We start from the raw sequence: 11,055 nt of genomic DNA on the forward strand, positions 1-11,055 counted from the left end.
GCGGTCGGTCGAGCGTCGCGTTGTGCACAGCAGTGCGGGGTGTCCACTCTGCCCGCTCGGAGGCAGGCATGCTGTTGGCTGTGTTCTCCGTTCCCCCGATTCTCACCTCGGTCGTACTCCCCCGGGCTGAGCTGTCTGCCGCCCGCCTCGACGGGGAGCTCTTCCCCGTGGACGAATGGTGGGTGTGCGCTGACGAACCCGACAGCCCTGAGCTTCGCGCACGCGCGCTCGGCGCGCTGCTCCCCCGGTCGGTGGCGAGCGGACGCCTGGTGATGATCGGGCTCACCGCAGCCTGGCTGCACGGGGCGACGGATGTTCCGCCCCCGCGCCACGAGGTCTGCTCACGGAGCGATGAGCGGGCAGGTGTTCGGCTGGCGCACCGCTTCATACTTCACGAGCTCAGCCTGGCCGACGAGGAGGAGTGCAGGATCGGACCCCTCCGGGTGACGACGCCTGCACGGACGGCTTTCGATATCGGCAGGCGCGAGCCTCTTGGTCAGAGGGACCTCCTCGTGCTGCAGGCACTCGTTCTCCGCTACCGGATCGTGCCTTCCGATCTGGTCGGTGTTCGCGCCACGCCGCTGCCCGGGAGGCGACGGTCGCTCGACCTGATCGCCGCGGTGGCTGCTCAGCCGCCGTTGACGCGGTAGACGTCGTAGACGGCGTCAATTCGGCGGACTGCGTTGAGGACCCGGTCCAGGTGGGTGGTGTCACCCATTTCGAAGACGAACCGGCTGATTGCGAGGCGGTTGGTCGATGTCGACACCGTCGCGGAGAGGATGTTGACGTGGTGTTCGCTGAGCACCCGGGTGACGTCGCTGAGCAGCCCGGCCCGGTCGAGCGCCTCCACCTGGATGTTCACGAGGAAGACGCTCTTCGAGGTCGGTGCCCATTCGACGTCGATCATCCGTTCGGGTTCCTTGAGCAGATCCTGCACGTTGTGGCAGTCGCTGCGGTGGACGGACACTCCGGACCCGCGTGTGACGAAACCGACGATGTCGTCGCCGGGAACCGGGGTGCAGCACTTCGACATCTTCACGAGGATGTCAGGGGCTCCACGAACGAGCACACCTGAGTCGCTGTGCGGCAGTTTGCGCGTGCGCCCGCGCACCGGGAAGTCGATGGCTTCGGCTTCGGCTTCGCTGTCACCCTGAAGCAGGGCGGCGACCTTCTCGAGCACCGACTGGGTCGAGACGTGTCCCTCGCCGACGGCGGCGTAAAGCGCCGAGACGTCTTCGTAGCGCATCTGTGCTGCGACTTCGGCGAACGAGTCCTGGCTCATCAGTTTCTGCAGGGGCAGGTTCTGCTTGCGCATGGCGCGGGCGATGGCATCCTTGCCCTGCTCGATCGCCTCGTCGCGGCGTTCCTTGGTGAACCACTGCCGGATTTTGTTGCGGGCCCTGGTGCTCTTGACGAAGCTCAGCCAGTCCTGGCTGGGCCCGGAGTCCGGGTTCTTCGAGGTGAAGACCTCGACGACGTCACCGCTGTTGAGCTCGGTCTCCAGAGGAACGAGGCGACCGTTGACCTTGGCACCCATCGTGCGGTGTCCGACCTCGGTGTGCACCCCGTACGCGAAGTCGACGGGGGTCGCCCCGGCGGGGAGCCCGATCACGCGACCCTTCGGCGTGAAGACGTAGACCTCTTTGGCGCCGATCTCGAACCGCAGGGAGTCGAGGAACTCCCCCGGGTCGGCGGTCTCGGCCTGCCAGTCGGAGATGTGAGCCAGCCAGACCATGTCGTTCTCGTTGGCCTTGGCCCCGGCGCTCTTGCCGTTGACGTTCTCTTTGTACTTCCAGTGCGCCGCGACGCCGTACTCGGCGTGCTGGTGCATCTCGTGGGTGCGGATCTGGATCTCGACGCTCTTGCCGCCAGGACCGATGACCGTCGTGTGCAGCGACTGGTACAGGTTGAACTTCGGCGTGGCGATGTAATCCTTGAACCGGCCGGGGATCGGGGTCCAGCGGGCATGGATCGCACCGAGAACCGCGTAACAGTCGCGGACGGAGTTCACCAGGATCCGGATGCCGATGAGGTCGTAGATCTCGTCGAAGTCACGACCGCGCACGATCATCTTCTGGTAGATCGAGTAATACTGCTTGGGCCGTCCGACCACCTTGCCGCGGATCTTCGCGACCTTGAGGTCTTCGTTGACGGCGTCGATGACCTGGTGGACGAGCTCTTCACGCTGCGGCGTGCGCTGCTTGACGAGGCTTTCGATCTCGGCGTAGAGCTTCGGGTAGAGGACCGCGAACGACAGGTCTTCCAATTCCCACTTGATGGTCTGGATGCCGAGACGGTGCGCAAGCGGCGTATAGATCTCGAGGGTCTCTGTCGCCTTCTTCGCCGCCTTCTCCGGGGGGACGAAGCCCCACGTGCGCGCATTATGGAGGCGGTCGGCGAGCTTGATGACGAGAACGCGGATGTCCTTCGACATCGCCACGATCATCTTGCGGACGGTCTCGGCCTGGGCGCTTTCGCCGTACTTGACCTTGTCGAGCTTGGTGACACCGTCGACGAGCATGGCGACCTCGTCGCCGAACTCAGCCCTCAGCTCGTCGAGCCCGTACTCGGTGTCCTCGACCGTGTCGTGCAGAAGCGCAGCAGCGAGCGTCTTCGGCCCGATTCCCAGGTCCGCGAGGATCTGAGCGACGGCGACCGGATGCGTGATGTACGGTTCGCCGCTCTGCCGCTTCTGTCCGCGGTGCGCCTTCTCGGCGACCGTGTAGGCACGTTCGATGATCGAGAGGTCGGCCTTCGGATGGTGCATCCGTGCCGTGCGAACCAGCCGGTCGACGGCGCCCGCCGGCTGGGCCTTGGAGAAGATCCGCGGGACGAGGCGTCGCAGGGAGGCGCTCGACGATTGTGTTTCAGTCATCGGTCACCTCCTTCCGTACCATTATCTCGCGGAAATGAGGCCGGTCAGATCGCCGGAACGACGGCGGGCTGCTCCAGTGAGCGCTTACGGGCGGCCATGACGCGGGCATCCCGCTTCTTGATGTCCGGTTCGTTCTGACGGAACAGTGCGTACAGCGGCGCTGCCACGAAGATCGTCGAATAGGTGGCGATGATGATGCCGACGAAGAGCGACAGCGAAATGTCACGCAGCGTCTCCGCTCCGAGGACGAAGTCACCGATGATGAGGATGGACGCCACAGGCAGTGCCGCGACTACGGAGGTGTTGATCGACCGCACCAGTGTCTGGTTGACGGCGAGGTTCACCGACTCCGCGAAAGTCCGTGGGGCGTTCTCCCCGTCCTCACTGGTGTTCTCCCTGATCTTGTCGAACACCACGACCGTGTCGTACAGGGAGTAGCCGAGGATCGTCAGGAAGCCGATGATGGCCGCCGGGCTGATCTCGAAGCCACTGAGTGAGTAGACACCGAGGGTGATGATGAGCACGTCGAGCAGTGCGATCATCGCAGCCGCAGACATCTTCCACGTGCGGAAGTACAACGCCATCGTGATGAAGGCGAGTGCGAGGAAGATCAGGAGGCCGGTGATGGCCTGCCTGGTGACATCCTGTCCCCATGACGCGCCGATGAACGACGTCGCGACGTCGCTCTCGTCCACATCGAAGGCCGCGGCAAGCGCCTGGGAGACCTCGGTGGTCTCAGCGCTGGTCAGCTGGCTGGTCTGGACGCGTACGGCGTTGTCACCGACGGTGGTGACTTTCGAGACGGCTTCGGGGACCACGCTCGCGACGGCATCCGTCGCCTTGTCCTGGTCGGCGGATGCCACGGACGAGATCGTGAACTGCGACCCACCGGTGAACTCGAAGCTCAGGTTGAACCCACCCTTGACGATGGGCACGAGGATCGAGAGAAGGACGAGGGCGATCGCGACGCTGAACCAGACTTTGCGGTTGCCCACGAAGTTGAACGAGCGCTTGCCCGTGTACAGGTCATTGCCGAATGTTGTCAGGCTTGCCATTAGGAATCCTTCTCCTGGCTCTTCTTTCCGCCTGCGGCGATGAGTTCGGCCTGCTTGCGTTCTGCGATCGTTTGGCGTTTGACTGCCTCACGGCTGGATTTCGCCGCCTTCGACTGGCTCACGTCGATCGGCTGGCGGAACTGGGCACGACCGCGGTAGACCGCGCCGAGTGCCGTCGGGTCGAGTCCGGTGAGTGGATGCCCGCTGGAGAAGAACCGGGTGGTTGCGAGCAACTGCAGGGTCGGGTGAGTGAAGAGCACGACGACGATGACGTCGATGATCGTGGTGATACCAAGCGTGAACGCGAAGCCCTTCACGTTGCCGACGGCAAGTGCGTACAGCACGACGGCGGCCAGGAGGTTGACACCCTTCGACGCGTAGATCGTGCGCTGTGCACGACGCCAGCCGGCCTCGACCGCCGATTCGAGCCCACGGCCGTCGCGGAGTTCGTCTCGTATTCGCTCGAAGTAGACGATGAACGAGTCCGCCGTGAAGCCGATCGCGACGATCAGACCCGCCACACCTGCCAGCGACAGTCGGTAGCCGCTTCGCCAGGACAGGATCGCGATCACGAGGTAGGTCAGGATTCCGGCGACGATGAGCGACGCGATGGTGACGAAGCCGAGGAGGCGGTACTGGAACAGCGTGTAGATGGCGACGAGGATGAGGCCGATGATGCCGGCGATGATGCCGATCTGGAGCTGGCTGGAGCCGAGAGTCGCCGAGATCTGGTCGGAGCTCTGCACCGTGAAGCTGATCGGCAGCGCGCCGTACTTGAGCTGGTCGGCGAGTGTCTTGGACGATTCCTGCGTGAAGTTTCCGGAGATCTCGGGCTTGCCGTCGCTGATCACGGCGAGGGTCTGAGGAGCTGAGATGACCTGGTTGTCGAGCACGATCGCGAACTGGTTCTGCGGGCTCTGCAGGCCGTTGAGCCTCGAGGTGACGTCGGCGAACTGCTCGGTCCCCTCGGAGTTGAAGACGAGGTTCACCGCCCACTCACCGGTGGTGGCTCCCGACTGCGTGGTTCGCATCCCGTTCGTGGCGTTCGTGATCTGCGAACCCTCGACCTCGACCGGGCCGAGGATGTACTTCACACTGCCATCGGCCTCACAGGCGATGATCGGTTCGTCAGCGGGCTGGACCACGCCGGCTTCGACGGGCTCGTTGCAGTCGAAGGCCTGGAACTCTGCCTGCAGTGCAGGAGTGACCTGGCTGAGGTCGCTCGGGCTGGTCGGCTCGGCGGTCGGGGTGCTCGGCAGCGACGGGTCCGGTGTCGGGTACGGGGTTTCGGTTCCGTCCTCGCCGACGAACGTGTTCGACGGTTCCCCGGCCACGAGGACCGGCCGGAACTCGAGTTTCGCCGAGGCCTCGATGCGGTTGCGTGTCTCCTCGTCGGCTTCACCGGGGATCGAGACGACGACGTTGCTGCCCTCGGTGTTCACCTCGGCCTCGGAGACACCCGACGCGTCGACGCGCTGGCGGATGATGGCCACAGCCTGGTTGAGCTGTTCCTGCGAGACCTGCTCGCCACTCTGGACATTGGGCTGCAGGATGATCTGCGTTCCACCCTCGAGGTCCAGGGCGAGCTTGGGGGCCCAGCTGGCTCCGCCCCACAGGATCCCGCCGACTAGGACGCCAAGGAGAGCAAGGGTGATGACACCCAGCCAGGACAGGGAGCGCCATGCCTTACGGACGGGCGTCAACTTCGACTGTGCCAACTACGTACTCAGCTTTCTATGACCGCCCCACCCGCTGGGAGGCGGGAGGGACGCTTCGAGGATGGTGCGAAATCACTGCGAACAGCGCTGGGAGCGGCGGCGCTCCTCAGGAAGACTACTGGTCAGCGTTCTTCTCACGTGAATCGGTGGCCGGCTTGGCCTCTGTCGGGTCGACGCGCTCACCGAATTCGGGCTCGGTCGGGAACGTCGCAGGCTCGGCCGGGTAGGCGGCGCTGTCTTCGTTGATCTGCTCGGGAGCGTCTGCTTCGACGTCCTCGTCAGCCTCTTCGACCGGTGCGGGCTCGTCGTCGAGGAAGCGGACGATGGTCTGGCGGTGAACGGTGAGAACGTTGCCGGGGCTGGTCTCGACCTGGACCTTGTCGTCGTTCACGCTGAGGATGGTGCCGAAGACACCGAAGTTGGTCATCACTTCGGCGCCGGGCACGACCTTCGACTGCTTCTCTGCCATGTCCTTCTTGCGCTTCTGTCCGTTGCGGAACATGAAGAAGATGAGGACGGCGAGGATGGCAAGCATGCCAATGCTGAGGGGATCCATGAGTTCTTGTGAAGCCTTCCGCGGTTGTTCAACCGCAAGGGTAGGGAGTGGGGCCGATGGGCCAATCTGAATTATAGAACATCAGGCAGCAGAGAACCCTGAGCATGCGGTACCCCAAAGTGCGCGAAAGCCTGAGGCGTGGCCATCCTGCCGCGTGGGGTTCGCGTGATCAGGCCGATTCGGACCAGGAAGGGTTCGACGACGCTCTCGACCGTCTCCGCCTCTTCGCCGACGGACACAGCCAGGGTGTTCAGCCCGACTGGGCCTCCCCCGAACCTCGTCAGCATGATCTCCATCACTGCGCGGTCGAGGCGGTCGAGGCCGAGTTCGTCGACGTCGTACAGATTCAGAGCGGCCCGGACGGACGCCTTGTCGGCAGGAGTCCGGTGCACGAGGACGTAGTCGCGGACGCGGCGAAGCAGTCTGTTGGCGATACGCGGTGTCCCGCGGCAGCGGCCGGCGATCTCGGCGAGGGCATCCGCCTCGATCGGGAAATCGAGCATCCTGGCTGCCCGGTGGAGAACCTGCTCCAGTTCCGGCTTGTCGTAGAACTCGAGGTGCGCGGTGAAACCGAATCGGTCGCGCAGCGGATTCGGCAGGAGGCCGGATCGTGTGGTCGCGCCGACGAGAGTGAACGGTGCCAGATCGAGGGGCACAGAGGTCGCCCCCTGGCCCTTGCCGACCATGATGTCGATGCGGAAGTCTTCCATCGCGAGGTAGAGCATCTCTTCCGCCGAGCGCGCCATCCGGTGGATCTCGTCGATGAAGAGCACTTCGCCCGGGACCAGACTCGACAGGACGGCCGCGAGATCGCCTGCGTGCTGGATGGCCGGACCGCTCGACATCCGGAGCGGCTTCTGGCTCTCGTGCGCCACGATCATGGCGAGAGTGGTCTTGCCGAGTCCTGGCGGCCCGGCAAGGAGGATGTGGTCGGCGGTGCGGCCCTGGATCGCGGCTGCCTTCAGCAGCAGTTCGAGCTGACCGCGCACCTTCGTCTGGCCGACGAACTCGGCGAGGCTCTGTGGCCGGAGGGCGCCCTCGAAGACGAGTTCAGCGTCCGACTCAGGTTCGGGATTGGTGAGATCGACGTCGGTCATGCGTGCGCCCCGGTCGTGCTGTGCTGTGCGGGGCCGAGTTGTGCGAGGGCGAGCCTGAGCAGGGTCTGCACGGGCGAGGTCCCTGCATCAGGATTGGCGGCGATGACGTCGCTGACGGCCTGCCCGGCGACCTTCTCCGACCAGCCGAGACCGACGAGTGCGACGACGACCCTGTCGCCCGTCGGCGTGCCGGCGACCGGCGCAGCTGCTTCGGTGTGGGCGATGAGCTTGCCTGCGAGCGAGACGACGATGAGCTTCGCGGTCTTCGGGCCGATCCCTGACACCTTGCGGAAGACCGCATCGTCTTCGGAGGCGACGGCCGCAGCGATCTGGCCTGGACCGAGAACGCTGAGCACCCCGAGGGCGGATTTCGGGCCGACACCGGTGACGCCGGTCAGCAACTGGAACACGGCGAGTTGCTCGCGGGTCTCGAACCCGAAGAGGCTCATCGAGTCCTCGCGGACGATGAACGACGTGTGGATGAAGGCCTGGTCGCCGACGCGCAGCGCCAGCGCGTGCTCAGGGGTGACGTGCACCGCGTAGCCGATTCCGCCGACATCGATGACGACGTCGCCGCCGACGGCCGAGAGCACTGTTCCACGCACGCTTGAAATCACCTTTCAAGCCTACGTGGGGCATCCGACAGACACCGGACCGCCACGCTCGACGTGTGCACTCCGTGAGGCTGTCGTGGTGAGGCAGAGGGTTCGTTGGTCGCAGAATACGTTGATCGCCTGCGCGTTGCCGCACTTTGTGACAGATGAACGGGTACGGGCGGGCCGCACGGCGCTCATCCGTCGCCTACTTGCCTCGCGCGGCCCGTTCCGCCCGGGCCCAGGCCTCCTGCGCCGGGGTGAGGGTGGTGGATGCTGCTCCCCCGGCGGGCACGACTCCCCCACGCCACGCGTGACAGATCGCAATAGCCAGGGCGTCGGCGGCATCCGCCGGCTGCGGGGGCTCGGCGAGTCCGAGAACACGCGCGACCATCGTCGCGACCTGTTTCTTGTCTGCCGATCCGTAGCCGGTGATGGATGCCTTCACCTCTGAGGGCGTGTGAAGGCCGACCCGCAATCCACGCTTCGCCGCCGCGTGGAGGGCGAGCCCGGAGACCTGGGCAGTTCCCATCACGGTGCGGAGGTTGTGCTGCGCGAAGACACGTTCCACCGCGACGGCGCCGGGGAGGAACTCGTCGAGCGCCTCGTCGATTCCGCGCCCGATGACGAGCAGTCGCTGGTCGATCGGAGCATCGAGGTCGCTCCGCACGACCGTGTAGTGAACCAGCCTGGCCTTCCGGTTGGGCTCGACGTCGACGATCCCGATCCCGCAGCGTGTGAGGCCGGGGTCGACGCCGAGCACCCGGAGGGTCATCGGTCGGTCCTAGTCGTCCTGCGCGTGCAGTTCGGCCTGAACCTCAGGCGACAGCTCGTAGTTGCTGTAGATGTTCTGCACGTCGTCGGAATCCTCGAGCGCGTCGATGAGCTTGAAGATCTTGCGTGCGGTCTCCGCGTCGACCTCGACCTTGAGGTTGGGCACGAACGCAGCGTCGGCCGAGTCGTAGTCGATGCCGGCCTCCTGCAGGGCGGTACGGGTGGCCACGAGGTCGGACGGGTCGGTGATGATCTCGAAGGTCTCACCCTCGTCGACGACCTCTTCGGCACCGGCGTCGAGCACGGCGGCGAGGATGTCGTCCTCGGTCGTGTCAGCGGCTGGAACGACGATGATGCCCTTGCGTGCGAAGTTGTATGCGACGCTTCCCGGGTCGCCCATCGTGCCGCCGTTGCGGCTCATCAGGGTGCGGACATCGGCCGCAGCACGGTTCTTGTTGTCGGTGAGGCACTCGATCAGGAGGGCGACACCGTGCTGGGCATAGCCCTCGTACATGATCGTCGTGTAGTCGACGGAGTCACCGGAGAGGCCGGCGCCGCGTTTGACGGCCCTGTCGATGTTGTCATTGGGAACCGACGTCTTCTTGGCCTTCTGGATGGCGTCGACGAGGGTCGGGTTGCCTGACAGGTCGGCGCCGCCCATTTTCGCGGCGACTTCGATGTTCTTGATGAGCTTCGCGAACGCCTTGGCACGGCGAGAGTCGGTGATCGCCTTCTTGTGCTTGGTCGTAGCCCACTTGGAGTGTCCGGACATGTGCTCCCTTACTGGATGTCTAACCGCATCAGTCTAAATCACGCGACGCTCGACCGCCGGAATCAGCGTGTGCGTCTGCGTACCTTCTCGAGAAAGTGTGCGTGGAATCGGATGTCGCCGGTGACCTCGGGGTGGAAAGAGGTTCCGAGCAGGTTCCCCTGCTCGACTGCGACGACCCGGCCGTCGGCAAGTGCGGCCAGGACGGTGGCCTTCGGCCCGACCGTCTCGACGATCGGGGCACGGATGAAGACGGCGTGCACCGGTGGTCCACCGAGGACGGGGATGTCGAGATCCGTCTCGAACGAGTCGAGCTGCGAACCGAAAGCGTTCCGCCTGACGGCGACGTCGAGGCCGCCGAGCGTCTGCTGTCCCGCGATGCCCTCGACGATCCGGTCGGCGAGCATGATCAGACCCGCGCACGTTCCGTAGACGGGGAGCCCTGAGGCGATGGCCGCTTTCAGGGGCTCGGCGAGGCCGAACGCGCGCGACAGTTTGTCCTGAACGCTCGACTCCCCACCGGGGATGATGAGACCGTCCACGGCGGCGAGCTCCTCAGGGCGCCGGACGTGGATGACATCTGCCCCGAGACCCCGGAGAACGAGAGCGTGCTCCCGGAAATCGCCCTGGAGGGCGAGAACCCCGACCTGCGGCGTACCGCTACCAGCCACGTTCGGCGAGGCGGTGCGGGGCGGCGAGGTCCGACACGTTGATGCCGACCATGGCCTCACCGAGTCCGCGAGACACCTCTGCGATGATCTTCGCGTCGTCGTAGAAGGTCGTGGCCTTCACAACGGCAGCTGCGCGCTTCTCGGGGTTGCCCGACTTGAAGATGCCTGAGCCGACGAAGACGCCGTCTGCACCGAGCTGCATCATCATTGCGGCGTCGGCCGGGGTGGCGACACCACCGGCCGTGAACAGGACGACGGGAAGCTTTCCGGTCTCGGCGATCTCAGCGACGAGGTCGTACGGAGCCTGAAGCTCCTTGGCCGCGACGTAGAGTTCGTCCTTCGACATCGACGTGAGAGACGCGATCTCGCTCTTGATCTTGCGGATGTGCTTGGTGGCCTCCGAGACGTCGCCCGTGCCTGCCTCACCCTTCGAGCGGATCATGGCCGCACCCTCGTTGATGCGGCGGAGCGCCTCACCGAGGTTGGTCGCGCCACAGACGAAGGGGACGGTGAACTCCCACTTGTCGATGTGGTTCACGTAGTCAGCGGGGCTCAGCACCTCTGATTCGTCGATGTAGTCGACGTCGAGTGCTTCGAGGACCTGGGCCTCGACGAAGTGGCCGATGCGGGCCTTCGCCATCACGGGGATGGAGACCTCGGCGATGATCGACTCGATCAGGTCGGGGTCGGACATCCGTGCGACACCGCCCTGGGACCGGATGTCTGCGGGCACGCGCTCGAGGGCCATGACGGCCACGGCGCCGGCGTCCTCGGCGATGCGTGCCTGCTCCGCTGTGACGACGTCCATGATGACGCCACCCTTCAGCATCTCTGCAAGGCCGCGCTTGACGCGGTTGGAACCCAGTTCGCCGGTGTTGGTGCTGTTAGTCATAATGCTCAATCCTAGATCGTTGAAGAGGGGCGTGCCGTCGTGATGACGGAGCCAG

Annotated in this window: 11 protein-coding genes; 1 reads left to right on the top strand and 10 read right to left on the bottom strand. The window is 65.1% G+C overall.

Annotated elements, in window-relative coordinates:
* Positions 1-68: 68 nt before the first annotated feature.
* Complete coding sequence (locus AC1M0F_RS02030; RefSeq protein ID WP_480236538.1) at positions 69-650, top strand: type IV toxin-antitoxin system AbiEi family antitoxin; 582 nt, start codon at positions 69-71, stop codon at positions 648-650.
* On the opposite strand, the gene AC1M0F_RS02035 is transcribed toward AC1M0F_RS02030, so the two are convergent.
* From AC1M0F_RS02035 to pdxS, 10 genes are all read right to left on the bottom strand, one after another.
* Positions 629-2,875, bottom strand: coding sequence for a RelA/SpoT family protein (locus tag AC1M0F_RS02035; protein ID WP_480236539.1), 2,247 nt, complete (start codon positions 2,873-2,875; stop codon positions 629-631). The two genes, AC1M0F_RS02030 and AC1M0F_RS02035, sit on opposite strands and share 22 nt — an antisense overlap.
* Before the next feature lie 44 nt (positions 2,876-2,919).
* A complete protein-coding gene (gene secF, locus AC1M0F_RS02040) occupies positions 2,920-3,930 on the bottom strand; it encodes a protein translocase subunit SecF (protein WP_480236540.1) in 1,011 nt (336 codons plus the stop codon).
* Positions 3,930-5,648, bottom strand: a complete 1,719-nt coding sequence (gene secD / locus AC1M0F_RS02045; protein WP_480236541.1) for a protein translocase subunit SecD — start codon at positions 5,646-5,648, stop codon at positions 3,930-3,932. Before secD ends, secF begins: the two co-directional genes overlap by 1 nt.
* A 115-nt stretch (positions 5,649-5,763) precedes the next feature.
* A complete protein-coding gene (gene yajC, locus AC1M0F_RS02050) occupies positions 5,764-6,204 on the bottom strand; it encodes a preprotein translocase subunit YajC (RefSeq protein WP_480236542.1) in 441 nt (146 codons plus the stop codon).
* Between the two features lie 71 nt (positions 6,205-6,275).
* Entirely contained in the window at positions 6,276-7,301 is a 1,026-nt protein-coding gene (gene ruvB / locus AC1M0F_RS02055; RefSeq protein WP_480236543.1) for a Holliday junction branch migration DNA helicase RuvB, read from the bottom strand.
* The gene (gene ruvA, locus AC1M0F_RS02060) at positions 7,298-7,918 is read right to left on the bottom strand and encodes a Holliday junction branch migration protein RuvA (protein WP_480236544.1); all 621 of its coding nucleotides are present in this window, start codon (positions 7,916-7,918) and stop codon (positions 7,298-7,300) included. Before ruvA ends, ruvB begins: the two co-directional genes overlap by 4 nt.
* A gap of 184 nt (positions 7,919-8,102) precedes the next feature.
* Entirely contained in the window at positions 8,103-8,669 is a 567-nt protein-coding gene (gene ruvC / locus AC1M0F_RS02065) for a crossover junction endodeoxyribonuclease RuvC (protein WP_480236545.1), read from the bottom strand.
* 9 nt (positions 8,670-8,678) lie between these two features.
* Positions 8,679-9,440: a YebC/PmpR family DNA-binding transcriptional regulator gene (locus AC1M0F_RS02070; RefSeq protein WP_480236546.1), complete on the bottom strand. Its 762-nt coding sequence runs from the start codon at positions 9,438-9,440 to the stop codon at positions 8,679-8,681.
* A gap of 62 nt (positions 9,441-9,502) precedes the next feature.
* Positions 9,503-10,108, bottom strand: a complete 606-nt coding sequence (pdxT, locus tag AC1M0F_RS02075; RefSeq protein ID WP_480236547.1) for a pyridoxal 5'-phosphate synthase glutaminase subunit PdxT — start codon at positions 10,106-10,108, stop codon at positions 9,503-9,505.
* A complete protein-coding gene (gene pdxS, locus AC1M0F_RS02080) occupies positions 10,098-11,000 on the bottom strand; it encodes a pyridoxal 5'-phosphate synthase lyase subunit PdxS (protein WP_480236548.1) in 903 nt (300 codons plus the stop codon). Before pdxS ends, pdxT begins: the two co-directional genes overlap by 11 nt.
* Positions 11,001-11,055 lie beyond the last annotated feature (55 nt).

It is taken from the genome of Mycetocola sp. Y719 (assembly GCF_056713205.1).

What these genes read in the sequence shown, in the direction of transcription:
- AC1M0F_RS02030 (WP_480236538.1), top strand. Translation starts at nt 69, where the DNA reads ATGCTGTTGGCTGTGTTCTCCGTTCCCCCGATTCTCACCTCGGTCGTA.
- AC1M0F_RS02035 (WP_480236539.1), bottom strand. Translation starts at nt 2,875, where the DNA reads ATGACTGAAACACAATCGTCGAGCGCCTCCCTGCGACGCCTCGTCCCG.
- secF (WP_480236540.1), bottom strand. Translation starts at nt 3,930, where the DNA reads ATGGCAAGCCTGACAACATTCGGCAATGACCTGTACACGGGCAAGCGC.
- yajC (WP_480236542.1), bottom strand. Translation starts at nt 6,204, where the DNA reads ATGGATCCCCTCAGCATTGGCATGCTTGCCATCCTCGCCGTCCTCATC.
- ruvB (WP_480236543.1), bottom strand. Translation starts at nt 7,301, where the DNA reads ATGACCGACGTCGATCTCACCAATCCCGAACCTGAGTCGGACGCTGAA.
- ruvC (WP_480236545.1), bottom strand. Translation starts at nt 8,669, where the DNA reads ATGACCCTCCGGGTGCTCGGCGTCGACCCCGGCCTCACACGCTGCGGG.
- AC1M0F_RS02070 (WP_480236546.1), bottom strand. Translation starts at nt 9,440, where the DNA reads ATGTCCGGACACTCCAAGTGGGCTACGACCAAGCACAAGAAGGCGATC.
- pdxS (WP_480236548.1), bottom strand. Translation starts at nt 11,000, where the DNA reads ATGACTAACAGCACCAACACCGGCGAACTGGGTTCCAACCGCGTCAAG.